Origin of the sequence: Pseudomonas sp. TH49 (assembly GCF_016650625.1) — a bacterium.
GTDB classification, from domain to species: domain Bacteria; phylum Pseudomonadota; class Gammaproteobacteria; order Pseudomonadales; family Pseudomonadaceae; genus Aquipseudomonas; species Aquipseudomonas fluorescens_H.
Genome location: NZ_JAEKFL010000001.1, coordinates 375,162 through 401,281 on the forward strand (window position 1 = coordinate 375,162; position 26,120 = coordinate 401,281).

General features: G+C 59.8%; 24 protein-coding genes. 6 read left to right on the top strand and 18 right to left on the bottom strand.

Features of this window, described 5'->3' with window-relative positions; genetic code table 11:
- Positions 1 to 59: 59 nt before the first annotated feature.
- Together JFU48_RS01885 and JFU48_RS01890 are read left to right on the top strand one after the other, a co-directional pair.
- The gene (locus tag JFU48_RS01885) at positions 60 to 1,484 is read left to right on the top strand and encodes a gamma-aminobutyraldehyde dehydrogenase (RefSeq protein WP_201135712.1); all 1,425 of its coding nucleotides are present in this window, start codon (positions 60 to 62) and stop codon (positions 1,482 to 1,484) included.
- Between the two features lie 217 nt (positions 1,485 to 1,701).
- Complete coding sequence (locus tag JFU48_RS01890; protein ID WP_201135713.1) at positions 1,702 to 3,186, top strand: APC family permease; 1,485 nt, start codon at positions 1,702 to 1,704, stop codon at positions 3,184 to 3,186.
- Between the two features lie 43 nt (positions 3,187 to 3,229).
- On the opposite strand, the gene JFU48_RS01895 is transcribed toward JFU48_RS01890, so the two are convergent.
- From JFU48_RS01895 to JFU48_RS01905, 3 genes are all read right to left on the bottom strand, one after another.
- Positions 3,230 to 3,856, bottom strand: coding sequence for an RloB family protein (locus JFU48_RS01895; RefSeq protein ID WP_003222016.1), 627 nt, complete (start codon positions 3,854 to 3,856; stop codon positions 3,230 to 3,232).
- A gap of 2 nt (positions 3,857 to 3,858) precedes the next feature.
- Positions 3,859 to 5,112, bottom strand: coding sequence for an AAA family ATPase (locus JFU48_RS01900; protein ID WP_201135714.1), 1,254 nt, complete (start codon positions 5,110 to 5,112; stop codon positions 3,859 to 3,861).
- A 357-nt stretch (positions 5,113 to 5,469) separates the two neighbouring features.
- Positions 5,470 to 5,655 carry a hypothetical protein gene (locus JFU48_RS01905; RefSeq protein WP_003222012.1) on the bottom strand — a complete coding sequence of 62 codons (186 nt, stop codon included), beginning with the start codon at positions 5,653 to 5,655 and terminating at the stop codon, positions 5,470 to 5,472.
- Positions 5,656 to 6,048: 393 nt separating this feature from the next.
- Between JFU48_RS01905 and JFU48_RS01910 the strand changes: the two genes are divergently transcribed.
- Entirely contained in the window at positions 6,049 to 7,677 is a 1,629-nt protein-coding gene (locus JFU48_RS01910) for a glucan biosynthesis protein D (RefSeq protein ID WP_201135715.1), read from the top strand.
- Between the two features lie 159 nt (positions 7,678 to 7,836).
- On the opposite strand, the gene JFU48_RS01915 is transcribed toward JFU48_RS01910, so the two are convergent.
- From JFU48_RS01915 to JFU48_RS01930, 4 genes are all read right to left on the bottom strand, one after another.
- A complete protein-coding gene (locus JFU48_RS01915; RefSeq protein WP_201135716.1) occupies positions 7,837 to 8,370 on the bottom strand; it encodes a GNAT family N-acetyltransferase in 534 nt (177 codons plus the stop codon).
- A gap of 83 nt (positions 8,371 to 8,453) precedes the next feature.
- Positions 8,454 to 9,560: an NADH:flavin oxidoreductase/NADH oxidase gene (locus tag JFU48_RS01920; protein WP_003222005.1), complete on the bottom strand. Its 1,107-nt coding sequence runs from the start codon at positions 9,558 to 9,560 to the stop codon at positions 8,454 to 8,456.
- Between the two features lie 348 nt (positions 9,561 to 9,908).
- Positions 9,909 to 11,618: a single-stranded-DNA-specific exonuclease RecJ gene (gene recJ / locus JFU48_RS01925; RefSeq protein WP_201135717.1), complete on the bottom strand. Its 1,710-nt coding sequence runs from the start codon at positions 11,616 to 11,618 to the stop codon at positions 9,909 to 9,911.
- Positions 11,619 to 11,673: 55 nt separating this feature from the next.
- Positions 11,674 to 12,216, bottom strand: a complete 543-nt coding sequence (locus JFU48_RS01930; protein WP_003222001.1) for a YaeQ family protein — start codon at positions 12,214 to 12,216, stop codon at positions 11,674 to 11,676.
- A gap of 146 nt (positions 12,217 to 12,362) precedes the next feature.
- On the opposite strand from JFU48_RS01930, the gene JFU48_RS01935 reads away from it, so the two are divergent.
- Both JFU48_RS01935 and JFU48_RS01940 read left to right on the top strand, forming a co-directional pair.
- Positions 12,363 to 13,562, top strand: a complete 1,200-nt coding sequence (locus JFU48_RS01935; protein WP_201135718.1) for a CaiB/BaiF CoA transferase family protein — start codon at positions 12,363 to 12,365, stop codon at positions 13,560 to 13,562.
- A complete protein-coding gene (locus JFU48_RS01940) occupies positions 13,510 to 14,469 on the top strand; it encodes a TIGR02285 family protein (protein ID WP_201135719.1) in 960 nt (319 codons plus the stop codon). The genes JFU48_RS01935 and JFU48_RS01940 overlap by 53 nt, the downstream gene beginning before the upstream one ends.
- A gap of 174 nt (positions 14,470 to 14,643) precedes the next feature.
- On the opposite strand, the gene JFU48_RS01945 is transcribed toward JFU48_RS01940, so the two are convergent.
- The 7 genes from JFU48_RS01945 to xerD form a co-directional block, all read right to left on the bottom strand.
- Positions 14,644 to 14,925, bottom strand: a complete 282-nt coding sequence (locus tag JFU48_RS01945; RefSeq protein WP_003221998.1) for a DUF3509 domain-containing protein — start codon at positions 14,923 to 14,925, stop codon at positions 14,644 to 14,646.
- 162 nt (positions 14,926 to 15,087) lie between these two features.
- Entirely contained in the window at positions 15,088 to 15,495 is a 408-nt protein-coding gene (locus JFU48_RS01950) for a response regulator (protein WP_201135720.1), read from the bottom strand.
- A gap of 127 nt (positions 15,496 to 15,622) precedes the next feature.
- Positions 15,623 to 16,975 carry a transporter substrate-binding domain-containing protein gene (locus JFU48_RS01955; RefSeq protein ID WP_201135721.1) on the bottom strand — a complete coding sequence of 451 codons (1,353 nt, stop codon included), beginning with the start codon at positions 16,973 to 16,975 and terminating at the stop codon, positions 15,623 to 15,625.
- A gap of 119 nt (positions 16,976 to 17,094) precedes the next feature.
- Positions 17,095 to 18,504 (bottom strand): threonine synthase, encoded by a 1,410-nt coding sequence (gene thrC, locus JFU48_RS01960; RefSeq protein ID WP_027610971.1) that lies wholly within the window; start codon positions 18,502 to 18,504, stop codon positions 17,095 to 17,097.
- Between the two features lie 66 nt (positions 18,505 to 18,570).
- Positions 18,571 to 19,875 carry a homoserine dehydrogenase gene (locus tag JFU48_RS01965; protein ID WP_003221992.1) on the bottom strand — a complete coding sequence of 435 codons (1,305 nt, stop codon included), beginning with the start codon at positions 19,873 to 19,875 and terminating at the stop codon, positions 18,571 to 18,573.
- A 131-nt stretch (positions 19,876 to 20,006) separates the two neighbouring features.
- The gene (dsbC, locus tag JFU48_RS01970; RefSeq protein WP_003221989.1) at positions 20,007 to 20,738 is read right to left on the bottom strand and encodes a bifunctional protein-disulfide isomerase/oxidoreductase DsbC; all 732 of its coding nucleotides are present in this window, start codon (positions 20,736 to 20,738) and stop codon (positions 20,007 to 20,009) included.
- A 253-nt stretch (positions 20,739 to 20,991) separates the two neighbouring features.
- A complete protein-coding gene (gene xerD / locus JFU48_RS01975) occupies positions 20,992 to 21,888 on the bottom strand; it encodes a site-specific tyrosine recombinase XerD (RefSeq protein WP_201135722.1) in 897 nt (298 codons plus the stop codon).
- 108 nt (positions 21,889 to 21,996) lie between these two features.
- Between xerD and JFU48_RS01980 the strand changes: the two genes are divergently transcribed.
- Positions 21,997 to 23,805, top strand: a complete 1,809-nt coding sequence (locus JFU48_RS01980; RefSeq protein ID WP_201135723.1) for a cation:proton antiporter — start codon at positions 21,997 to 21,999, stop codon at positions 23,803 to 23,805.
- 116 nt (positions 23,806 to 23,921) lie between these two features.
- On the opposite strand, the gene JFU48_RS01985 is transcribed toward JFU48_RS01980, so the two are convergent.
- The 4 genes from JFU48_RS01985 to rimM all read right to left on the bottom strand — a co-directional run bounded on the left by JFU48_RS01985 (position 23,922) and on the right by rimM (position 26,115).
- Positions 23,922 to 24,335 (bottom strand): acyl-CoA thioesterase, encoded by a 414-nt coding sequence (locus JFU48_RS01985; protein WP_098967381.1) that lies wholly within the window; start codon positions 24,333 to 24,335, stop codon positions 23,922 to 23,924.
- Positions 24,336 to 24,426: 91 nt separating this feature from the next.
- Positions 24,427 to 24,777, bottom strand: a complete 351-nt coding sequence (gene rplS / locus JFU48_RS01990) for a 50S ribosomal protein L19 (RefSeq protein ID WP_003175895.1) — start codon at positions 24,775 to 24,777, stop codon at positions 24,427 to 24,429.
- Between the two features lie 45 nt (positions 24,778 to 24,822).
- A complete protein-coding gene (gene trmD, locus JFU48_RS01995; RefSeq protein ID WP_003221981.1) occupies positions 24,823 to 25,575 on the bottom strand; it encodes a tRNA (guanosine(37)-N1)-methyltransferase TrmD in 753 nt (250 codons plus the stop codon).
- A gap of 3 nt (positions 25,576 to 25,578) precedes the next feature.
- Positions 25,579 to 26,115 (bottom strand): ribosome maturation factor RimM, encoded by a 537-nt coding sequence (gene rimM, locus JFU48_RS02000; RefSeq protein WP_003221979.1) that lies wholly within the window; start codon positions 26,113 to 26,115, stop codon positions 25,579 to 25,581.
- Between the last annotated feature and the right edge of the window lie 5 nt (positions 26,116 to 26,120).

The following is a 26,120-nucleotide window of genomic DNA, read 5'->3' on the forward strand; positions in this document are numbered from 1 at the left end:
CGCTCCCACAGGTTTCTCAATTCGGCCAGAACAATAAAAGTGTTAGCGAGGACAATGAAATGCAAACCAGACTCTTGATCAACGGCCACCTGGTCAACGGCGAAGGCCCGGCCCAACCGGTGCTCAACCCGGCGCTCGGCAGCGTGCTCGTGGAAATCAACGAAGCCTCCGAGGCCCAGGTCGACGCCGCCGTGCGCGCCGCCGACAACGCCTTCGCCGAGTGGTCGCAAACTTCGCCGAAAGACCGTTCGCTGCTGCTGCTCAAACTCGCCGACGCCATCGAAGCCCACGGCGAGGAACTGGCCAAACTCGAATCCGACAACTGCGGCAAACCCTACAGCGCCGCACTGAACGACGAGATCCCGGCGATTGCCGATGTGTTCCGTTTCTTCGCCGGCGCCAGCCGTTGCATGAGCGGTTCGGCCGGTGGCGAATACCTGCCCGGCCACACCTCGATGATCCGCCGCGACCCGGTGGGTGTGATCGCCTCCATCGCGCCGTGGAACTACCCGTTGATGATGGTCGCCTGGAAAATCGCTCCGGCCCTCGCCGCCGGTAACACCGTGGTGCTCAAGCCGTCGGAACAGACCCCGCTGACCGCGTTGCGTCTGGCCGAACTGGCGTCGGAAATCTTCCCGGCCGGTGTACTCAATCTGGTATTCGGTCGCGGTCCTAGCGTCGGCAGCCCGCTGGTGACTCACCCGAAAGTGCGCATGGTCTCGCTGACCGGCTCTATCGCCACTGGCTCGAACATCATTTCCAACACCGCCGACAGCGTCAAACGCATGCACATGGAGCTGGGCGGCAAGGCCCCGGTGATCATCTTCGACGACGCCGACATCGATGCGGCGGTCGAAGGCATTCGTACGTTCGGTTTCTACAACGCCGGGCAGGACTGCACCGCCGCGTGCCGGATCTATGCGCAACAAGGCATTTACGACCAGTTCGTCGAGAAGCTCGGCGCAGCGGTCAGCAGCATCAAGTACGGCTTGCAGGATGATCCGTCGACCGAACTGGGGCCGCTGATCACCGCACAGCATCGCGACCGCGTCGCCGCGTTCGTCGAGCGCGCCGTAGCGCAGTCGCACATTCGCTTGATCACCGGCGGCAAGGCTGTTGAAGGCAATGGGTTCTTCTTCGAACCGACGGTGCTGGCCGACGCGCAACAGGATGACGAGATCGTTCGCCGCGAAGTGTTCGGGCCAGTGGTCTCGGTGACCAAATTCACCGATGAAGCGCAGGCGCTGGAGTGGGCCAACGATTCGGACTACGGCCTCGCCTCCTCGGTATGGACGGCGGATGTCGGACGCGCGCATCGCTTGTCCGCGCGGTTGCAGTACGGCTGCACCTGGGTCAACACGCACTTCATGCTCGTCAGCGAAATGCCGCATGGCGGTCAGAAGTTGTCCGGCTATGGCAAGGACATGTCCATGTACGGGCTGGAGGACTACACCACGGTTCGGCATGTGATGTTCAAGCACTAAAGCATCGCCAGCAGGCTGGCTCCTACAAGGAATCGCATTTCAACCTGTAGGAGTGAGCCTGCTCGCGATGGCGTCAACTCCGGCTTCAAGGCAGAAACCGGCCACACGCACCACCAGGATTCAACACCTAACAATAACTACCGACCCGGGCGGCGCCCGCAAAGCCCCGCCACGGCATCGGCCATCCGAAATCTGCCGATTTCCCGGAGCAAAACACATGAGTGCCTCACCCGAACTCTCGGCCGCCGTTGCCGACAGCGATGCCGAACAACTGCGCAAACTCGGCTACACCTCGAACTTCAACCGCAGCATGAGCCTGTGGGAAAACTTCGCTTTAGGGTTCACCTATCTGTCACCGGTCGTAGGGGTTTATACCCTGTTCGGCCTGTGCCTCGCGGCCGGCGGGCCACCGATGTTCTGGGCTTACTTGCTGGTCGGTTGCGGCCAGTTGCTGGTGTGCCTGATCTTCGGCGAAGTGGTCTCGCAGTTCCCGATTTCCGGCGGCGTCTATCCATGGGCGCGACGTCTGGTCGGCAAGAAATGGGCGTGGATGGTCGGCTGGATCTACTCCATCGCCCTGTGCGTGACCATCGCGGCGGTGGCCGTCGGTGCCGGCCCGTATCTGGCGGCGATGCTCGGGTTTGAACCGAGCAACAACACCAACATCGTCATCGCGCTGGTGCTGACCTTGTTCGCCACGCTGGTCAATCTGAGCGGCACCAAAGTGCTCGCGCGCATCGCCATGTTCGGCTTCCTCTGCGAACTGGTCGGCGCGGTAATCGTGGGCGTGTACCTGCTGATCTTCGAGCGTCACCAGCCGCTGAGCGTGCTGTTCAACACCTTCGACATCCGCGTCGACGGCTCGTACCTGCCGGCGTTTCTCACCGCTTCGCTGGCGGGGATGTTCCTCTACTACGGCTTCGAGGCCTGCGGCGATGTTGCCGAAGAAACCCCGAACCCCAGCGCGAAAATCCCGGTGGCCATGCGCATGACCATCTACATCGGCGGCATCGCGGCGATGTTCGCCTGCCTGGCGCTGATCCTCGCCGTGCCGGACATGCAAGCGGTGATCAACGGCACCGACAAGGACCCGGTCACCACCATCCTCAACAACGCCTTCGGCCCGGTCGGTTCGAAAGTGGTGATGGGCGTGGTAATGATTTCCTTCATCTCCTGCGTCATCAGCCTGCAGGCTGCGGCGAGCCGTCTGCTGTACTCCTACGCTCGCGATGAAATGGTCATCGGCAGCCGACTGCTGAAAAAGATTTCTCCTACCACTCAGGTGCCCGTTGCCGCGCTGTTCGTGTCCGGCGTCCTGCCCGCCCTGATCATCGCCCTCGGCTTCTTCCTGCAAGACGCCGTGGCCACCATCGTCAGCTTCGCGGCGATCGGCATCTACCTCGCGTTCCAGATGATCGTACTGGCCGCTTTGTACGCGCGAATGAAAGGCTGGAAACCCAGCGGCAAATTCACCCTCGGCGCGTGGGGCTGGCCCGTGAACATCGGCGCGCTGGTGTATGGCGTCGGCGCAATCATCAACATGGCCTGGCCACGTACGCCGGATGCGGCGTGGTACGTGAACTATGCGATGGTGTTGAGCACGGTGATCGTGATTGGTCTGGGGCTGGTTTACATGTGGATTGGCAAGCCGTATGACCATGGGAAGGCGCCGGCTGGGGATGCGTGGAAGGTGAGTCGCTAAATATCAGCAACCGGCCCGCAAGGATGCGGGCCGGTGCAGGGTGCTAGATGAGTTGAGGCTTGGATAATGTCTCGAACTCATCCATCAGCAAATGGATTTCCGTACTGGGATTGGGCTCACCACTGACCGCGACATCCTCAAGCACTTTCGGCGCAAGCGTTCTCGCCCGCTGGAACGGCTCACCCAGCAACCGGGTGAAATAACTGATGTCTCTGCCCTTCTCATAACCCGCCATATCCGGCTTAGTCCTCAAGCACTTGTTCACCAGATCACCTGGGGAGTTTTTCCCGGCGGCCCGATATGGCTTCCGACTGAAGCCAAAGTGCAAAAGGAGCCAGAACTCGAAGCACGGATACGATGCGATGACGTTGATTTTTGGATGCAATTTGGCCGTCCTCAACGCACGCTCGAAGCACAGATGCGTATCGCGATCCAATACACAAAATACCTTATCGAAGCGTTTCTGCCGCATCACTGCCCGCTCAACGATACCGCTCGGGTGTGTCACACCGCAGTGGACGATCTCAACCTGAGCCCTGGCCCGAAAGTGAAATGCGGCTTCCTCCAGATAACGCTTTCCCGACTTGCTGTCCTCACAGAGCACAAGCACTTTGGGTTGCGGTTTGAAGCGTGACGCTTTTCGATCAAACGACTTGTTCAAACTCACCATTGTCAGCCCTGCCTGATCAGCGGCAGCCCGCGATAGCGTCCCTCGAAATAACGTTTCTCAACGTCCTCGCTTTCTCGGCCTTCAAAGTCGTGAACGGAAAACAGACTCGTCGCACCGTAAGCATCACGTTCCGTAATCCAGAACTGATCACGCCGCAGAATCTTTTCATTCATCAGGTGCGTGTCGTGAGTGGTGAAAATCAACTGGGTATTCAGCCCGCTGTCCAAATGTTTGCCAATCAAGTCCACGACAATTTCAGGATGCAGACTGCTGTTCAACTCATCGACACAGAGAACGCCGCTGCCACCAGCCTGATTCATCATGAACCAAGGCAACCAGAAGCCGATCAGGTTCCTGGTACCGCATGACTCTTCGGCAAAATCGAATTCGGCTTCGCCTGAGATACTGGAGTGCGTAAGGGTCAATCTGTCTCCTTGTGCAGCCGCAACGAACTCCTTCAATGTCATTTTTCTGTTGGTTGGAGGCGCCACAGAATGTTCCGAACTGAGCTGGATGGCTGATACAGGAATATCCAGAGCACAGAGAAATTCGCGTAGATCGCTGGTATGACTTTCAGCCATCTGAAGAAAGCGAATCGATGCTGAAGACAGGCTGCGCATGTTGCTCTGTTCGACCACCAGCAGGCCTCTTTGAAACCAGCAAAACGGTGCGCGCAACTGGGTCAGCTCTTCGCTGCTATGGATAACGGCTTGCGCGATGAACAGCATCTTAGGACTGGTCAAACGCCCCCAGGCACAATGTACGTCTTTACCGCCTTCAAGAGTTTTGCCAAAGGTGTAATGCTCGCCCTGAGTATCAACTTGACGGTTGTACAGCAAAGTCTCTTTTCCTTTTGGATAGCAGAGTAATTGTTCATGAACAATTCGCTGTGCCGTCAACGCGAGCACAAATCGGTAGCGCAGTCCACATTGCACGAAATCGTATTCAAAAATGCTGGGAGACTCTTTGAGCGCTGCGTCAAAGCGAAAGGATGCAACGGGTAACACGTCATCCTGGATGCCTGCTGGCGTCGCCAGCAACCTGCTCACTATCCCCATCGCACGAACTAGTGAGGACTTGCCTGAAGCGTTCGGGCCATAAATGGCAGCGACCTTGAGCAGGTCCGGAAGTTTTTCAGTGGTCGTGGTGACGTTGAAAGTGTTTCGGGTTTTGCTCAAGCGCGGGCTTGCTGCCATGGACAGGGTTTGCCTGTCACGGAACGAGCGATAATTGGAAACCGAAAATTCGATCAGCATGGAGAAAACCTGCAGTTCGTTGCATGGATCTCCATAAATAAATGAAAAAACGCGCCCCAGATGCAGGCTAGCTGCAGACAGTGCAAAAACAGGCATTTCCTACAGATACAGCCTTCGCGAAAAAGTACTGTTTCCTACGCTGTACTTGCACCTGGACTTGGCGCCGCTAGCGCCTGAACGATGGCGTTTATCCCGCTACTGCAGATTCAGCAGTCCGGGGTCAGAGGCTTGGAGTGCTGGAGTTGATGCACGGCCAGAAGCCGTATCCGGTGTTGGCTACTTGTCGCTGATGCTCACCCGAACAACAAACTTGTGGCTAAGGAGCTTGCTCCCTAGCCACAAGTGGCTATCCAAACACTAAAACCGCGAAACACTCCGCATCGCATCCACCAGATACCTCATCGCTATCCGGTCACTCTCTGACAACTCGCGATAACGCTCCACCAGCTTCAGCTCTTCAGAACTCAAACGACGCCTTCTACGGCCGCTGCCGAGGCAGGGGAAGATGCCGAGCATTTCGGCGATGCCTTGTATTTTTGCCATGGACGATGTCCTTCTCTGATACTTCGAAGAATTGCTTGATCACCACATCGCCCTGCCCCTTACAGCAGCGCCTGTGCCCCGCCGGTCGTGCCGGCCATGTTCATAGAATAGAAATTTAATCGGCGCTGAAAAGCGGTTTTTAGAGTAATTAGTCGAAAAAAGCAGAAATGCCCTGTAAATCAGAAAGTGCCGTCGGACATTTAACCGACATGTCTTGTTTCATTGACACTCTGTCGGTGTGTATCAACGAATTTTGCAACGCGAGCGAACCGTTTAAGCTAGCCGGCATCTGTTTATAGTCCGTTGCGTTTGGCCGAAGGCTTGTCCGAACCGTAATTTCTGATCCAGCACGTGCCAGGAAAGGCGCGGGATTGCTCACGACAGGTTGTATTTATGCACCGCAGGAATTTGCTCAAAGCGTCGATGGCCATTGCGGCTTACACCGGTCTCTCGGCCTCCGGCCTGCTGGCCGCCCGTGCCTGGGCAGCCAATGGTGGCGCCGCCGATGGCGAGGCCCAGGCTTTCGACTTCGAAGCGTTGAAGCGCCAAGCCAAGCAATTGGCCGGAACGGCCTATCAGGACACCAAACAGGTGCTGCCGCCAACTTTGGCGACCATGACCCCGCAGAACTTCAACGCGATCCGCTACGACGGCGATCATTCGTTGTGGAAAGAGAACAAGGGTCAGCTGGACGTGCAGTTCTTCCACGTCGGCATGGGTTTCCGTCAACCGGTGCGCATGTACAGCGTCGATCCGAAGACCCGGACCGCGCGCGAAGTGCATTTCCGTCCGACGCTGTTCAACTACGAAAACACCTCGGTCGATACCCAGCAGCTCAAGGGTGACCTGGGCTTTGCTGGTTTCAAGCTGTTCAAGGCGCCGGAGCTGGATCGCCATGACGTGGTGTCGTTCCTCGGCGCCAGCTATTTCCGCGCGGTGGATGCCACTGGCCAATATGGCCTCTCCGCCCGTGGCCTGGCCGTCGACACTTACGCGAAAAAGCGCGAAGAATTCCCGGACTTCATCAAATTCTGGTTCGAGACCCCGGATCAGAACGCGACCCGCTTCGTGGTCTACGCCCTGCTCGACTCGCCGAGCGCCACCGGTGCGTACCGCTTCGACATCGATTGCCAGGCCGAGCGCGTGGTGATGGAAATCGACGCCCACATCAATGCGCGTACCGCCATCGAACAACTGGGCATTGCGCCGATGACCAGCATGTTCAGTTGCGGCACCCACGAACGCCGCATGTGCGACACCATCCACCCGCAGATTCACGACTCCGATCGCCTGGCGATGTGGCGCGGCAACGGCGAATGGATCTGCCGCCCGCTGAACAACCCGGCGACCCTGCAGTTCAACGCATTCGCCGACACCGATCCGAAGGGCTTCGGTCTGGTGCAGACCGACCACGAGTTCGCCAACTATCAGGACACCGTCGACTGGTACAGCAAGCGCCCGAGCCTGTGGGTCGAGCCTACAACCGCGTGGGGCGAAGGCTCCATCGATCTGCTGGAAATTCCTACCACCGGCGAAACGCTCGATAACATCGTCGCGTTCTGGACGCCGAAGAAGCCAGTGGCCGCAGGCGACTCGCTGAACTATGGCTACAAGCTCTACTGGAGCGCCCTGCCACCGGTCGGTACGCCGCTGGCGCGGGTGCATGCGACCCGTTCGGGCATGGGTGGCTTCGTCGAAGGCTGGGCACCGGGCGAGCATTACCCGCCAGTCTGGGCGCGGCGTTTTGCCGTGGACTTCACCGGCGGCGGTCTCGATCGCCTGCCGCAGGGTACCGGGATCGAACCGGTGGTTACCTGCTCCAACGGCAAGGTGCAAGACTTCAGCGTGCTGGTGCTCGATGACATCAAGGGTTACCGGATCCTGTTCGACTGGTACCCGACCAGCGACAGCGTCGATCCGGTGGAACTGCGCCTGTTCATCCGCACCAATGACCGCACGTTGAGCGAGACCTGGTTGTACCAGTACTTCCCGCCGGCGCCGGACAAGCGCAAGTATCCTTGATGATTTGAGGCGCCTGCGCGGGCCTCTTCGCGAGCAAGCCCGCTCCCACTCTGGCTCGCGGTCGATCACACAATTTGTGACTGACACGGAACCAGGGTGGGAGCGGGCTTGCTCGCGAAAGCGGCAGAACATTCAACATCGGATATTGAAGAAACTGCGTCAGGTCAGTGGGCAATACAGATGAATGTCTTTGGGTTCTTGATCAAACAGCTCAGGATCCGGTTGATCAACCAACCGGCAACCCTGTCTCTGATAAAACTCCACGGTGTTGCGCGATTCAGTGGCTGAGACATACAACGCCTCGGCACCGAATCGCAGCCCCTGCTCACAGGCCAGCGCAAACAACTTCGCCCCCAGCCCCTGACCACGGTAGTCGCGGCTGATGTGCAGAAACGTCATCTGCCGCATGCTCAGTCCCTGATTGTGAACAACCTGGTTATCCACAACCACCGCCGCGACCAGCGCCTGCCCGTCGAAAATCCCGTATAACCAGCCACCGCGCCGCAAGCACTTCGCCAGCGTCAGCGCATTCTCTTCGGCTTCGCCTTCCGGCCATCCGCGCATGTCGAAACGTGCCGGGTAAAGCACCAGCACGCCGTTCTCCAGGCGATAGCACTCTTCCACCAGCTCACTGCGGTCGATCTGCGCCAGCAGCGGCAAGTCGTGTTCGGTGAGTTCTCGTTCGATCAACATGCTCGACTTCCTTGGCAAATGGCAGGCAAGAAAAAACCCGCCGGTTCAATGGCGGGTTTTATAGACGTTACGTCGGTTTGAAATCAATCGCGCAGGTCAGACTCGTGGATCGGCTGATCACGATGGGTCGCGCGTTGATACTGCGCCGGCCACACCGCCTGACGCCCGCCGAGATCATCGTCGGCGTGCAGCGGCCAGTAAGGATCGCGCAGCAACTCGCGGGCGAGGAAGATGATGTCGGCCTGGCAGGTGCGCAGAATGTGCTCGGCCTGCGCCGGCTCGGTAATCATGCCCACGGTGCCGGTGGCAATGCCTGACTCCTTGCGCACCCGTTCGGCGAAGCGCGTCTGATAACCCGGCCCCACAGGAATCTCGGCGTTGGCGGCGGTACCACCGGAGGAGACGTCGATCAAATCCGCTCCCAGTGCCTTGAGGCGCCGCGCCAGTTCCACGGTTTCATCCGGGTTCCAGCCGTCTTCAACCCAGTCGGTGGCCGAGACCCGGACGAACAGCGGCAGCTCTTGCGGCCACACCTCGCGAACGGCCTCGGTGACTTGCAGCACCAGACGAATGCGGTTTTCGAACGAACCACCGTATTGATCGCGGCGCTGATTGCTCAGCGGTGACAGAAACTGATGCAGCAGATAACCGTGGGCGGCATGTACCTCGACCACGCTGAAACCCGCGGTCAACGCGCGTTTGGCGGCCGCAACGAAGGCCTGAATGACCTCGGCGATCTGCCCTTCATCGAGCTGTTTCGGTTGCGTGTGTTGCGGATCGAAAGCAATCGGCGATGGCCCGACCGGGGTCCAGCCGCCATCCTCCGGTTTGACGCTACCGTGTTTGCCGATCCATGGCCGATGGGTGCTGGCCTTGCGCCCGGCGTGGGCCAGTTGAATGCCGGCAACAGCGCCCTGAGCGGTGATGAAGCGGGTGATGCGTTGCAGCGGTTCGATCTGTTCGTCGTTCCACAAACCGAGGTCTTCGGCGGTGATCCGCCCGTCGGCGGTGACCGCCGTGGCTTCAGTGAATATCAGGCCGGCGCCGCCCACCGCGCGGCTGCCCAGATGCACGAGATGCCAGTCGTTGGCCAGACCGTCGACGCTGGAGTATTGGCACATCGGCGACACGGCGATGCGGTTGGGCAGGATCAGTTGGCGGAGGGTAAAGGGTTCGAGCAGCAGACTCATGGGGCACCTCTCAAATCAGTGGGCAGGCTCCAGGGTTCTGTTTGAAAAGTCGACGAGTGACAGGAAAAGGTGCAGCACCCGCCCCCGCGGGCAAAAAATTCGACAAGACGTCACAAGGCCAATCAAGCAGTGCTTAGAGCCTAGTCGACAACCGGGGATGAGGGAGGGTTCAAGACATTTTCCATGAGTGCCACCGAACCTGTGGCGAGGGAGCTTGCTCCCGCTCGGCTGCGCAGCAGTCGTAAAACCCTGCACTGTGATTTTCCTGCAGCAACCCGTTTGCAGGGTCTGGGGCCGCTTCGCAGCCCAGCGGGAGCAAGCTCCCTCGCCACAAAAGCACTCAGGGGATCAGCGCGGTTCGATGTGGGCAATCATCAGTTGCACCGTCTCGTTGCCACGAAACTCGTTGACGTCGAGCTTGTAGGCCAGCTCGACCCACTGAATGGTCGGGTTCGGCCACACATCGCGGTCAATACCAAAGGCAATGCCATCCAGCTTCACCGAACCGCATTCGCTTTTCAGCACCACTTTCAGGTGCCGCTCGCCGACCACTCGCTGCTCGACCAACTGGAACACGCCATGGAACAGCGGCTCCGGGAAGTGCTGGCCCCAAGGCCCGGCATGACGCAGTGCGCGGGCCAGCTCCAAGTGGAACTCCTCGACCGCAAGCGTGCCGTCCGAGAGCATGCGCCCGGTCAGGTCTTCTTCGCGAAGTTGCCGCCGCACTTCAGCGTCAAACGCCTCGGCGAACAGCGGAAAATTCTCTTGCGGCAAGGTCAGGCCGGCCGCCATCGCGTGACCGCCGTACTTGGCGATCAGGTTCGGATGCTGCGCCGCCACCACGCTCAAAGCATCGCGGATGTGGAAACCCTGCACCGAACGGCCCGAGCCCTTGAGCAAACCGTCACCGGCATCGGCGAAGGCAATGGTCGGGCGGAAATAACGCTCTTTCATGCGCGAGGCGAGAATGCCGATCACGCCCTGATGCCACTCGGGATCGAACAGGCACAGGCCGAACGGCATCGACTCCACCGGCAAATCCTTGAGCTGGGCCAACGCCTCGCGCTGCATGCCCTGCTCGATGGATTTGCGATCCTGGTTCATGCCGTCCAGTTGCGCGGCCATTTCCCGGGCCAGATTGGCGTCGGCGGTGAGCAGGCATTCGATCCCGAGGCTCATGTCGTCCAGACGCCCCGCCGCGTTCAAACGCGGGCCGACGATGAATCCCAGGTCTGTGGAGGTAATCCGCGCCGCGTCACGCTTGGCGACTTCAAGAATCGCCTTGATCCCCGGACGGGCACGACCGGCGCGAATCCGCTCGAGGCCCTGATGCACCAGAATCCGGTTGTTGGCATCCAGCGGCACCACGTCGGCGACGCTGCCCAGCGCCACCAGATCCAGCAGTTCGCCGATGTTCGGCTGCGGCTTGCTCTCGTACCAGCCGAGGCTGCGCAGGCGCGCGCGCAAGGCCATCAACACGTAGAAAATCACCCCCACCCCGGCCAGCGCCTTGCTCGGAAACTCACAGCCCGGCTGGTTCGGGTTGACCAGCGCATCGGCTTGCGGCAGTTCATCGCCGGGCAAGTGGTGGTCGGTGATCAACACCTTGAGCCCGGCCTTTTTCGCCGCGGCCACGCCTTCGACGCTGGAGATGCCGTTGTCGACGGTGATCAACAACTGCGGCTCGCGCGTCAGGGCGACTTCGACGATTTCCGGGGTCAGGCCATAGCCGTATTCAAAGCGGTTCGGCACCAGATAATCGACATACGCCGCGCCCAGCAGACGCAAGCCGAGCACGCCTACCGTACTGGCGGTCGCGCCATCGGCGTCGAAGTCGCCGACGATCAGAATCCGCTGACGCTGCTCCAGCGCCGTCACCAGCAGATCCACCGCCGCCTCGATGCCCTTGAGCTGCTGGAACGGAATCAGCCGCGCCAGACTTTTATCCAGCTCCGCCTCGGACTGCACGCCCCGCGCGGCGTACAAACGCGTCAGCAAAGGTGGCAGGTCACCGAGAAACGGCAGCGTGGCAGGCAACGGTCGAGGATCAATACGCATGGGGTAACGGAAACTTCTCTTGAATACGTGGGATTAATCAGTGAACGACGCAGGATCAGCCGCGCTCACCGGCCAGCCATTCCAGCTGGACTTCGTGCTGACCACGATCGTCAGTGACGAAGATCGTGCCTTCGCTGATCATCACGTCCCACTTGATGACGCGCGGCATGTCCTTGGCCAGGGTTTCCAGCACCTCTTGCGGCACGGCGGCGATGTTGACGTTTTTCAGGTTCTTCGCCACCGGTACCACTTTGCCTTCCCACACGCGCAGGCTGCCGTAGGCCAGCAGGCTGGTGCGTTCGGTACGACGCGAGCACCAGGTCAGACGATCGGCGTCCGGCTGACCGACTTCGATCCAGTGCAGAACGCGGTCATCCAGGCTTTTTTCCCACAGCGCAGGTTCATCCACGTCCGACAGACCACGGCCAAACGACAGCAGTTCGTTGTACCAGAGGGCGTAGGCCAGCAGCCGCACGGTCATGCGCTCTTCGGTTTCCGAAGGGTGACGGGCGATGGTCTGCTTGACGCTCTCGTAGACGCTACGGTCGAGGTCGGTGAGGTTCAGTTCGAATTTGTACGTGGTAGACGGCTGGGCCATGAACGGGCTTCTTGATACGAGGAAAGTCGGCAAGTCTAACCGATGCCGTAGGCAATCATCGAATTGATGGCGATCAACCTGCGGCGTCTGACAGCCGGCTATGTTAAAACGCTGTATCCGCTCAGCCTTGTCCTACAGGATTCAGTATGCCGTTCGCCAACAAACCGCTCAGCGGTGTGAAAGTCATTGAATTGGGTACGTTGATTGCCGGGCCGTTTGCCTCGCGCATTTGCGGCGAGTTCGGCGCCGAAGTGATCAAGATCGAATCGCCCGACGGCGGCGATCCGCTGCGCAAGTGGCGCAAATTGTATGAAGGCACCTCGCTGTGGTGGTTCGTCCAGGCGCGCAACAAAAAGTCGCTGACGCTGAACCTCAAGCACCCCGAGGGTTTGGCGATCCTGAAAAAACTCCTCGGCGAAGCCGACATCCTGATCGAGAACTTTCGCCCCGGCGTGCTGGAAAAACTCGGGCTGAGCTGGGAAACCCTGCACGCGCTGAATCCGAAACTGGTGATGGTGCGCCTCTCCGGTTTCGGCCAGACCGGGCCGATGAAGGATCAACCGGGCTTCGGCGCGGTCGGCGAGTCCATGGGCGGTTTGCGCTATATCACCGGTTTCGAGGACCGGCCACCGGTGCGCACCGGGATTTCCATCGGCGATTCGATTGCCGCGCTGTGGGGCGTGATCGGCGCGCTGATGGCGCTGCGTCATCGCGAGGTCAACGGCGGTCTCGGCCAAGTGGTCGATGTGGCGTTGTACGAGGCGATTTTCGCCATGATGGAAAGCATGGTGCCGGAGTTCGACGTGTTCGGTTTCATCCGCGAGCGCACCGGCAACATCATGCCGGGCATCACGCCGTCATCGATCCACACCAGTGCCGACGGCAAGCACGTGCAGATCGGTGCCAATGGCGACGCGATCTTCAAGCGCTTCATGCTGATCATCGGCCGCGAGGATCTGGCCAACGACCCGACGCTGGCGAGCAACGATGGGCGCGATAATCGTCGCGACGAGTTGTATGGCGTGATCGACCGCTGGGTCAATTCGCTGCCGCTGCAAAATGTGCTCGACCTGCTCAATCAGGCGGATGTACCGGCCAGCCGGATCTTCAGTGCCGAAGACATGTTCAGCGATCCGCAGTATCTCGCCCGGGAAATGTTCCTGCAGGCGAAACTGCCGGACGGCAAGCCTTTCAAGATGCCGGGCATCGTGCCGAAACTCTCTGAGACACCGGGCTCTTCCGAATGGGTCGGGCCGCAGCTCGGTGAACACAATGCGCAGGTACTCCAGGATCTTGGCTACGACGAACAGCAGATCGCCCGACTGCGCGCAGACGGAGCCATTTAACCTGAAACATCACCGGACATCGGACGCCAACCGCGCCCACCACTGGTGGACGTGGCGGCTGTTCGGCCTGTTGTTTCTGCTGATTCTGCCCGCCTGGGCGCAGGCAAAACCGACGCTGATCTGGTTACTGCGCGATCTGCCGCCCCTGACCATCTTCGAAGGCCCGAAAAAGGGCCAGGGCGTCATCGACCAACTGCTGCCGATGCTGATCGCCGGCATGCCGCAATACGAACACACGCTGATGCGGGTCAATCGCGCCCGCGGCATGCAGATGCTGCACGAGCCGTCCTTTACCTGCGACCCCTCGCTGATCTGGAGCAAGGAGCGCACGCAATGGATCGCTTTTTCTATCCCGGCGTTTCGCGCTGTCAGTAATGGTCTGGTGGTGCGGCAGAAAGATCGCGACGTACTGGCACCTTACCTGGTCGATGGCGAAGTCGATCTGACGGCATTTCTGGCCAATGGCGAAATCAAGGTCGGGGTCGTCGCAGAGCGTAGTTACGGCGAATTTCTCGACAATCTGCTCAAGCAGGCACCCGGCGGCGCACTGACGCCGCACTACGGCAACGATGCCCTGAGCAGCCTGCTGTCGATGCAGCGTCTGGGGCGGCTGCAAGTGGTTTTGGGTTACTGGCCGGAGATCCGCTATCAGGCGCAGCAGGCGCAAATTGCCGAAGATGAATTGGTGTTCTACACGATTCGCGGCACCGGCAAATATCTGTCTGGCTATGTCGGATGTTCCGATACGCCCCAGGGCCGTCAGGCGATCAGCGAGATCAATCAACTGCTGCGTACCCTGCCCCATGCGCAACTTGACCAGTCGTACGCCGACTGGCTGGATCCCGAGATGCGCACGGATTACCTGCAACAGGCGCGGATGTTTTTCGAGCAGCAGACCGCGCAATAAAACCTGCGGGCAAAAGAAACCCCGAGAAGTGGGGAGACGACTCGGGGTTAAACGTGGTCTACATAAAGACCCGTAGCAGCAAGCGACAAGCACCGGAGCACAATGCTTGATCCTGCTGTTATGGGGTCTGACTGACGAGAGTGCAGGAAGGTTCCCACAAAAAATATTTCATCTTTACAGTGCCGCGCGCTTATCCAGCGCTGCATTGCGCAAAGCCGCGATCACACAGGGCTCCAGTCGACCTTCGGCGATCAGCACATCGCGGTGCAGACCGTCGACCACATCGGTCAGCAGGCGCTTGTCGGTCAATTGCGCCTGATTGAATTCGCGCTCCACCACGATGGCCCCGTTGCTGTTCTTCAGCGTCACCAGGCATTCGCCATGGGCGCCACACGGAGTCAACGTGACCTGGTACGGGCTCAGAGCCTCACCGAGCAATAGACTGATACTTTCCATCTCGATCTCCACTCAATAGTCCGAAAACATTGTGCCTGGGGCGTGTTCACAATAAATGACCACCCGCCCGAGAAGAAAGTTCTGAATACCGCGCTGCTCCCGGAGCAGTTAGCGGTCTGTCAAAGAATGCACGGTGAAGATGACAGAAACAAAACCGTCGGTTCAGGCACCCGACGGATGGGCTGCCGTTTGCAGGTAGCTGTCCAGCAACCCGCGCATCAGTACCGCCGAGACCGGCGTCTGCAAGCGCCCGAGCAGCTTCAGGTCCTGAGCGTGCAGCATGCTTTCGAGATCGCTCAGCAGACCCGCTGCCATCCGCCCCAGCAGGATGACGGCGCTGGCCTCCCGTCGGGCCGCCAGATGCCGGATCAGTGCCAGGCCTTCCCCGCCTTCCAGTTGCGGATCGCAGATCGCGATGTCGACCCGGGTACGACGCTCCAGCGAACAGCGCGCCGAAGCCAGCGACGGCGCCGTCAGTACGTCATAGATGCCGACCGCGTTGAGCATCTGGTGCAACGCCATCATTCGATAAGGATCAGGTTCTAGGATCAGGACTTTGAGCGAGCGCATGGGCGACCTCGGAAACGGCAATCGCGGATTTGTCCGCAGTTGCCGCCCACTTTAGGGCAGCCTCCTTCAGTCCCCCATCGGAAAAGGAGGCGCGTGACATAGGAAATTTCCCTGTATCACTGCGATGTCATACCGTTGTTGCGTCGCGCTGGGTGATATCCGTCCAGCCGCCGAGCAGGCCTCGCAATTCGCCTTTCGCGCTGTAGAACGGCACGGTCCACTGGTAGATTTCCCGATTGCCATTATTGAATTGCAGGCGGCGTCGGCTAAAGCGGGTTCTGCGTGTCCTCAACTGAATCATGAACTCATCATGCAGCATCCCGGCAGTGGCTCGTGGCAGCGCATCGACGTCGATCAAGCGGCATCCTTTCACCTGTTCAAAGCGGATCGACAACGCCTCTTCATAACTTTTGTTGCACAGAATCAGGCGCCCCTCCAGGTCTCGAACGAACACCGGATCAGGCATGGCATCAATCAACGCACGCTGGAACACCAATTGATCGCCGAGTTCGCTTTGCACGTCTCGATGCTGTTTGATCACGGCCGCCATTCGTCGATTCCATAACAGCGACATCACACAAAAGCCCCCCACCAGAACCACGCCCCAGCAGCTCGAGCGGAGCCAGTGCTGCCAACCGGCGGCGGCCGGCTTCTGGCCGATGCCGCCCAGCCATTTCAGGCGAATGGCTCGTAGCTCTGAGGCCGGGAATGCTTCCAGGGCCTTGTTCAGAATGCTCAGCAATTGCGGCTGGCCTCTGCGCACCGCCAGAAGATCGGCCTCCCACTTGCCCTCCAGCAGTTCGCCGACCTTCAGCAGGCCCGAAGGGTAGAGTTGCGCGCCGATCTCGTTTTCGATGGTGGCATAGGCTTCGCCGCTTTCGACCAACGCTCGCGCCTCGGCATAGGTTTTGACCGAACGTAATTCGATGGACGGATAATCGCGCCGGATCATCCCCTCCAGCGCGTGCCGGCCAGGTAATACCAGCACCCGTTTGGCCAACTGCTCCAACGAATGCAGCCCGGGTTCGCCGGTACGGCCGACAAACACCCAGCCGGCACCGCCAAAGGCATGGCTGAAATCCAGACTCGATCTGCGCTCGTCATTCATCGCCAGGGTCGTGCTCATGTCCGCTGCACCGGTTTCCAGGCGCTCGAGCATCTGCGCAGTCGAGAAGGATTCCCGGTAGATGAACTGTAATCCGGTCATGGCACTGATGCGTTTGAGCACATCACTGTTAAGGCCACTCCAGTGACCGTGCTCATCCAGGAACAGGTACAACGGGTATTGCTCCGCTGCCACGATCACCGTCGGGTTATCCCGGATCCATTGCAGCTCTTCCTCATCCAGCACCACGGTGCCGATGTTCAACTGCTCTTCATCATGCGCCAGGTGCGCCGCCGCACCCACGCGCCAACCCCACAACAGGCACAACAGAAGTACCCGCTTCAGGGTGTGTTTCCATCCTCTTTCAAACAGCATTGCCACTTCCTTCGTGATCGACTCACCCGTCCTTCATGGGCGAAAACCCGAGCAGTGTGGCAGCAGAAACAAAAAAGCCCGTCAGGAGACGGGCTTCAAAATGTGACAGCTTTTTCGACTTACAGCGGCTTGCCGCGGTTGCCATGCTGGCTGACAAAGGCCTGTACGGCTTTCAGTTCGTTTGGCAAAACGGTGCAGCGCTCGTTTCGCTCAAACAAATCAGAAAGATGTGCAGGCAGTTCGAGAGCTTTTCCTACACCTGCTTTCTCTACGGCATCCGGGAACTTCACCGGATGCGCCGTGCCCAGGATCACCATCGGGATGTCCAGACTGCGACGGCATTCGCGTGCGGCCTTGACGCCGATGGCGGTGTGCGGATCCAGCACTTCGCCGCACTGCGCGTAGACTTCGGCAATGGTTTCGCAGGTTTGCGCATCGTCCACGGCCAGCGAGTCGAACAGCTTGCGGGCTTCAGTCCAGCGCTCTTGCTCGACGCTGAAACCGCCGCCCTGCTTGAACGAATCCATCAAACCGGCAATCGCCGCACCGTTGCGACCGTGCAGGTCGAACAGCAGGCGTTCGAAGTTCGACGAGACCATGATGTCCATCGACGGCGACAGCGTGGCGTGCAGGGTTTCCTTGACGTACTGGTTGCCGCTCATGAAGCGGTGCAGGATGTCGTTGCGGTTGGTGGCGACGATCAACTGGTTGATCGGCAGGCCCATGTTGCGTGCCAGGTAACCGGCGAAGATGTCGCCGAAGTTGCCGGTCGGTACCGAGAACGCCACCGAACGTGCCGGGCCGCCCAACTGCAGGGCTGCGTGGAAGTAGTAAACGATCTGGGCCATGATCCGCGCCCAGTTGATCGAGTTCACCGCGACCAGGCGCGTGCCCTTGAGGAAGCTCTGGTCGGCGAAGCTGTTCTTGACCATTTCCTGGCAGTCATCGAAGTTGCCTTCGATGGCGATGTTGTGGATGTTCTCGCCGACAATGGTGGTCATCTGCCGACGCTGCACTTCGGACACACGGTTGTGCGGGTGCAGGATGAAGATGTCGACGTTTTCGCAGTGCTTGCAGCCTTCGATGGCGGCCGAACCGGTGTCACCCGAGGTGGCACCGACGATGACCACGCGCTCGCCGCGCTTTTCCAGCACGTAATCGAGCAGACGACCGAGCAGTTGCAGGGCGAAGTCCTTGAACGCCAGGGTCGGGCCGTGGAACAGCTCGAGCACCCATTCGTTGCCGTTGAGCTGACGCAGCGGCGCAACGGCGCTGTGCGAGAACACACCGTAGGTTTCTTCGAGGATCTTTTTGAAATCGGCGTCAGGAATGCTGCCGGTGACGAACGGGCGCATGACGCGGAAAGCCAGCTCGTGATACGGCAGGCCGGCCCAGGAGGCAATTTCTTCCTGGGTGAAACGTGGCAGGTTTTCCGGGACGTACAGACCGCCGTCAGTGGCGAGACCGGCCAGCAGGACGTCTTCGAAATTCAGGGCCGGTGCCTGGCCGCGGGTACTGATGTAACGCATGACTGACTCCAATGCAGAGTGTTCGCAATGCCGGACCCGCGCACGGGTCCGGGCAACGATGGCGACTTAGTTCAGGTGCTCGACGCGGATCCGCACAACCGGACCGTTGACGCCGGCCAAGGCTTCCAGAGCGGCAATCGCATCGTTCATGTGCTGTTCCAGCACGCGGTGGGTCAGCAGGATCATCGGCACCAGACCGTCGTGTTCCTCGACTTCCTTCTGCATGATCGACTCGATGTTGATGCCGCGCTCCGAGAGGATGCTCGCCACCTGAGCCAGTACGCCCGGATGGTCCTTGGCCTGGATGCGCAGGTAGTAGGCGCTTTCGCAGGCTTCGATCGGCAGGATCGGATGCGCCGACAGCGAGTCCGGCTGGAAGGCCAGGTGCGGCACGCGGTTTTCCGGATCGGACGTCATGGCGCGAACCACGTCCACCAGGTCGGCGATCACCGACGAAGCGGTCGGCTCCATGCCCGCACCGGCACCGTAGAACAGCGTCGAACCGGCAGCGTCACCGTTGACCATCACGGCGTTCATCACGCCGTTGACGTTGGCGATCAGACGATCCGCCGGGATCAGCGTCGGGTGTACACGCAACTCGATGCCGGCCGCAGTGCTGCGCGCCACGCCGAGGTGCTTGATGCGGTAGCCCAGCGCTTCGGCGTAGTTCACGTCAGCGGTGGTCAGTTTGGTGATGCCTTCGGTGTAAGCCTTGTCGAATTGCAGCGGAATGCCGAACGCGATCGACGCCAGAATCGTCAGCTTGTGCGCTGCGTCGATGCCTTCGACGTCGAAGGTCGGATCCGCTTCGGCGTAGCCCAGCGCTTGCGCTTCGGCCAGCACGTCTTCGAAGGTGCGACCCTTCTCGCGCATTTCGGTGAGGATGAAGTTGCCGGTGCCGTTGATGATCCCGGCGACCCAGTTGATGCGGTTGGCGGACAGGCCTTCACGGATCGCCTTGATCACCGGAATGCCACCGGCCACGGCCGCTTCAAACGCCACGATCACGCCTTTCTCGCGTGCCTTGGCGAAAATTTCATTACCGTGAACGGCAATCAGTGCCTTGTTCGCGGTGACCACATGCTTGCCATTCTCGATGGCCTTGAGTACCAGCTCGCGGGCAACGGTGTAGCCGCCCATCAGCTCTATGACGATGTCGATCTCAGGGTTCGTGGCCACTTCGAAGACATCGTTGGTAATCGCAATACCGGTCGTCTGGAACTGAGGCTTTGGCGTGCGCGTGGCAATTTGTGCCACTTCGATCCCACGCCCGGCACGACGAGCAATTTCCTCGGCGTTGCGCTGAAGTACGTTGAAGGTACCGCCACCGACGGTCCCTAACCCACAGATGCCTACTTTGACCGGATTCACTGTGAACTCCCCATGAAACGGCCGACGCAAGGTCGGCCGGAAAACAACCGCGTGTTCGCGGCTCTCTATTAATGGCCCGGCGAAGTTACCGCCGGACCATGATCGTCAAAGGCTGACCGTGACGATGCGAATTACTTGGCGCCCAGCGCCAGTTTGGCGACTTGTGGCGCCGGCTGGTAGCCCGGAATGACCTGTCCGTCGGCCAAAACGATGGCCGGTGTACCGTTCACACCGATCGACTGACCCAAAGCGAATTGCTTGGAAACCGGGTTATCGCACTTGGCGGCCTTGATTTCCTTGCCATCGACCATTTTGTCCATGGCCGCTTTCTTGTCTGCCGAGCACCAGACCGCTTGCAACTGCTCGTCACCCGGCGAACCGAGGCCCTGACGCGGGAACGCTACGTAACGCACTTCGATGCCGCGCTTGTTCAGCTCAGGCACTTCGGCATGCAGCTTGTGGCAGTACGGGCAGGTGGTGTCGGTGAACACGGTGATGTGCGATTTGGTCTCGCCCACGGCCGGATACACCACGGTTTCGGCCACCGGAATGGCATTGATCAGTTTGGAAATGCCCGCGCGTTCGGCTTTCTCGGTCAGGTTGACCGGCTTGCCGTCCTTGAGCTGGAACAGGTAGCCCTGAACGATGTACTGGCCGTCGGCGCTGGCGTACAGCACGCGGCTGCCCTTGAGCTTGACTTCATACATGCCCGGCAACGGGCTGGCGCTGATGCTTTCTACCGGAACCTCGAGTTCGAGTTTTTCCAGGCTTTGACGAATGGCTTTGTCGGCCGCGTCATCGGCGACGGCAAAGGTGCTGACCAACGCAATAGCGGCGGCGGCGAAAATCTGGGTCAGACGCATGAGAACTCCTGAAGGCGGACAAATGAAACGGTCAGAACGCCCGAGCCGGAACACCGGGTCATAACCGTCCATCGTGCAAACCGGCAAAGCCTACCACATAAGGCTCGCATGGCCGAATGCGCCTGTCGCCAGAGATTGTGGGCGACGCAAACCCTGTGGGAGCGGGCTTGCTCGCGAAGGCGTCTTGGCAGGCGACAAATATCTCTTCTGTGACGGCCTCTTCGCGAGCAAGCCCGCTCCCACAGGTTTTTCATTAGCCTCTAGGGTGATGTTTGGCGTGCAGGTCCTGCAAGCGCGCACGCGCCACATGGGTGTAGATCTGCGTGGTCGACAAATCACTGTGCCCCAGCAGCATCTGCACCACCCGCAGATCGGCGCCGTGGTTGAGCAGGTGCGTGGCGAATGCATGACGCAAGGTGTGCGGCGACAGCGATTTGCCGATCCCGGCGACCTTGGCCCAATGCTTGATGCGGTGCCAGAAGGTCTGGCGGGTCATCTGCTCGCCGCGCTGACTGGGGAACAGCACATCGCTGGGGCGCCCGCCGAGCAGCTCGCTGCGGCCATCGCGCATATAGCGCTCGATCCAGACAATCGCCTCTTCGCCCATCGGCACCAGCCGCTCCTTGCTGCCCTTGCCCATCACCCGCAACACGCCCTGACGCAGATTGACTTGCTCCAGCGTCAGGCTCACCAGTTCGGTCACGCGCAGCCCGCAGGCGTACAACACTTCAAGCATGGCGCGGTCACGCTGGCCGATGGCTTCGCTCAGATCAGGCGCTTTGAGCAACGCTTCGACGTCAGCTTCCGACAACGATTTGGGCAGCGGCCTGCCCAGTTGCGGCATGTCGACGCGCAAGGTCGGATCGACCGTAATCAGTTTTTCCCGCAGCAGATAGCGATAAAAGCCACGCACACCGGAAAGAAATCTGGCGGTGGAACGGGGTTTGTAACTCTGCTCCAGGCGCCAGGACAGGTGATCGAGGATCAACTCGCGACCGGCATTGATCAGCTCGAGGTTTTTCTCCTGCAGCCAGCCGTTGAACAGCGCCAGATCGCTGCGGTAGGCGCCGCGGGTGTTGTCGGACAGACCTTTTTCCAGCCACAGGGCGTCGAGGAATTGGTCAATCAGTGGATGGTCGATGGCAGGCATGGGCGCTCAAGACACGCAACCTCCAGGGCTGCGCGCAAATGTAGAGTGAACTGTAGGAATGGCCGCTAGTCTTTCATAGCCCGCAATTTCAAGGAACAGGGAGCTTCAATGAACGAGCAGCAAATTCTCTTGGCATTTGGCGGGATCGGCGCCGCTGCGCTGGGTTGCCAGTGGCTGGCGTGGCGCCTGAAGCTGCCGGCGATTCTGTTTCTGTTGCTGACCGGGATTCTGGCTGGCCCGGTACTGGGCTGGCTCGATCCGCAGGAAATGTTCGGCCCGCTGCTGATGCCGCTGGTGTCGCTGGCGGTGGCGTTGATCCTGTTTGAGGGCAGCCTGACCCTGCATCTGTCGGAATGGCGCGAAATCGGCAGCGTCGTGCATCGACTGGTGACCCTCGGCGCACTCACGACCTGGGTGGTGATTGCCGTCGCGACCCATTTCCTGCTCGGCTTCGACTGGTTGCTGGCGATTCTGTTCGGCAGCCTGACGCTGGTGACCGGGCCGACGGTGATCGTGCCGATGCTGCGCGTGGTGCGGCCGAAAGCCTCGATCGCCAACATCCTGCGCTGGGAAGGCATCGTCATCGACCCGATCGGTGCCCTGCTCGCGGTGGTGGTCTACAGCTTCATCATCGCCCGGTCCGAGGGCAACGGCCTCGAACAGAGCCTGCTGACTTTCGGCGGCGTGATTGTCTGCGGCAGCGTATTCGGGGTGGTCGGCGGCTGGGTGCTGGGCACCATCATCCGGCGCCAGTGGTTGCCCGAGTACCTGCATAACCTCGCCTCGCTGGCGGCGGTGTTGGGGATCTTCATTGCATCCAATCAGGTGATGCACGAGTCCGGCCTGCTGGCGGTGACGCTGATGGGCATGTGGCTGGCGAACATGAAGGGTGTGGATGTGCGGCACATCCTGCACTTCAAGGAAAACCTCAGCGTACTGCTGATTTCCGGGTTGTTCATTCTGCTGGCGGCGCGGCTGGATCTGCATGCCCTGATCGGCCTCGGGCCGTTGGTGCTGATTCTGCTGCTGGTGATTCAGTTGATCGCGCGCCCGTTGAACGTGCTGCTGAGCACTGCCGGCTCCAGCCTGAGCTGGCGTGAACGCGCCCTGCTGTGCTGGATCGCCCCGCGCGGGATCGTGGCGGCGGCGGTCTCGGCGATTTTCGCGATTCGTCTGGATCAAGCCGGGCACGAAGGTGCGCTGCTACTGGTGCCGCTGACTTTCGCGGTGATCATCGGCACCGTGGTGCTGCAAAGCGCAACAGCACGCCCCTTGGCGCGCTTGCTGAACGTGGCGGAACCCGCGCCGAGCGGCTTCCTGATCGTTGGAGCAAACGGCCCGGCGCGTCTGTTGGGCAAGTCGTTGCAGCAATTGGGCAGCCGGGTGCTGTTGACCGATTCGAGCTGGGAGAACATTCGTGCGGCGCGCATGGAGGGGTTGCCGACCTATTTTGGTAACCCGGCTTCGCAGCATGCCGATGCGCATCTGGATCTGGTGGGGTTGGGGCACTTGTTGGCGCTGTCGCCTTCAGGCGAGCTGAATACCTTGGCGGCGATGCGCTTTCGCCATGACTTCGGTCATCAACGGCTGTTTGGCCTGGCCAGCGGTCAGGAAAGTCGTCACAGTGACAAGCACCGGGCGAGTCTCGAGCATCGCGGCAATCAGCTGGGGAGCGAGGCGCTGACCTATGCCAAGCTGGCCAGCCTGATCAGCAATGGCGCCGAGTTGTACAGCACAACGCTGACGGACGGTTTTGGCTGGGAGGACTACCAGGCATTGCATGGCAGTCGGGCGACCCTGCTGTTCATGCGCGATGACAGCGGCTGGGTGCATGTGGTGACGCCGGAGACTGCTTTGAAACCGGGATCAGGGTGGACGTTGCTGGCGTTGATTCAGCCGGAGGCCAGCGGCGCCTGATAAATCGAATCGCGAGCAGGCTCACTCCTACAGTGTCCGCGTCGTACATAAAGGTGCGAACGACACAGACACTGTAGGAGTGAGCCTGCTCGCGATAGCCGCAACTCGGTTTCAGATCAGGCAGGAAATCCGGGCAGCACCGGCACCGGCCGCTTGTCATCGTCGATGGCCACAAAGCTGAATTGCCCATGGATCGCCTTCTCGCGCCCGTCACAGCTCATGCTCTCGACGAACACTTCCACCTCGACCTTGAGGCTGGTGTTACCGACCTTGATCACCCGCCCGACCAGTTCGACGATGGAGCCGGCCGGTATCGCGTGATTGAAGTCGATACGGTCGGTGGACACGGTCACCAGCGGCAAACGACAGAAGCGCGTGGCGGTGATGAACGACACTTCGTCCATCCACGCGAGCGCGGTGCCGCCGAAGAGGGTGTTGTGGTGGTTGGTGGTCGGCGGGAAGACGGCTTTGGTCACGCGGGTCACCGAGAGTTCGGTGCGGCGTTCGATTTCCTGGTCACGGGTAGTCATGGTTCTGGCCTGAAACAAAAATGCTGTGGATAAATTGCAGGCAACAAAAAAGCAGCCCGTAGGCTGCTTTTTTCTGCATCGGAAGCTGGACTTAAGCCAGTTTTTCCTTGATGCGAGCTGCTTTACCCGACAGGTCGCGCAGGTAGTACAGCTTGGCTTTACGTACGTCACCGCGACGTTTAACAGCCATGCTGTCGATCTGCGGGGAGTAGGTCTGGAAAGTACGTTCTACGCCAACACCGTTGGAGATTTTACGAACGGTGAACGCACTGTTCACGCCGCGGTTACGCTTGGCGATTACAACGCCTTCGAACGCTTGCAGACGGGAACGATCGCCTTCCTTCACTTTCACCTGAACGACAATAGTGTCGCCTGGGGCAAAGGTAGGGATTTCTTTGGTCATCTGCTCTGCTTCGAGTGCAAGGATGATTTTGTTGGTCATGCTGTGCTCCTAAGGTAAATCAACTGATCTACCATCGATACGTTGTTAACTATCGTCCCGCTCGCGGATGTATTCCTCGAGCAGCTTCTTCTCTTCTCCAGAAAGCGAGCGGCTTTCCAGAAGATCGGCGCGTCGTTCATAGGTCCTACCAAGGGACTGCTGTAAACGCCAACGCCGGATATGCGCGTGATTGCCACTTAGCAACACGTCGGGAACACGCTGATCCGCATACACCTCAGGTCGGGTGTAGTGCGGGCAATCCAGCAGACCATCCGTAAAGGAATCTTCCTCAGCGGAATCCGCATGCCCTAAAGCTCCGGGCAGCAGTCGTGTAACCGCATCGATCATGACCATGGCCGGCAGCTCGCCGCCAGACAGTACATAGTCACCAATCGACCACTCTTCATCGACATGAGCCTCAATAAAGCGCTCGTCAATGCCTTCATAGCGGCCGGCAATCAGGATCAATGCATCCGATTTTGCCAACTCGCGTACCGCCGACTGAGTCAGTTGACGGCCTTGGGGGGACAGGTAAATCACCTTCGCCGCCTCCCCGGCTGCTGCCTTGGCCTGAACCAGAGCATCTTCCAGGGGCTTGATCTTCATCACCATGCCCGGACCACCGCCAAACGGGCGATCGTCCACAGTGTGATGCCGATCCGTCGTGTAATCCCGCGGATTCCAACAGGTCAGCTGCAACAGCCCCTGTTTGACCGCACGACTGGTAATGCCGTACTCACTGATGGCCGAGAACATCTCGGGGAACAGCGTAATGACGTCTACGCGCAGGCTGGCCATTGCTTAGAAGTCCGCGTCCCATTCCACCCGCATCACGCCTGCATCCAGGTCGATGGCCAGCACGCATTGCTCTGTATAGGGCAACAACCGCTCGCGATCATCCAGGCTGCCCGCGCAGGGCTTGACCACCAATACATCGTTCGCGCCGGTCTCCAACAGGTGATCAACCTTGCCGAACAATTGCTCGTCCTGGTTGATGACACTCAGACCCTGCAACTGGTACCAGTAGTACTCGTCGCCTGTCAGGTTGGGCAAAAGGCTTCGCGAGATGCAGATCTCATAACCGCTCAGAAGACGGGCTTCATCGCGATCGTCGAGGCCTTTGAGCTTGGCAACCAGATCCTTTTGAGTGGATCGGCCGCTGACCAGCTCGACCTGTTTCACCACGCCTTCGCGCCGAAGCGTCCAGTTGCGGTAGTCCAACAGGTTTTCAATCGGATCGGTAAAGGAAAAGACCTTCACCTCGCCGCGAACGCCGTGAACCGAAAAAATCTTGCCGACAACGATCAGGTCATCAGCTTTTTCTGGCGTCGCGCTCATACTGC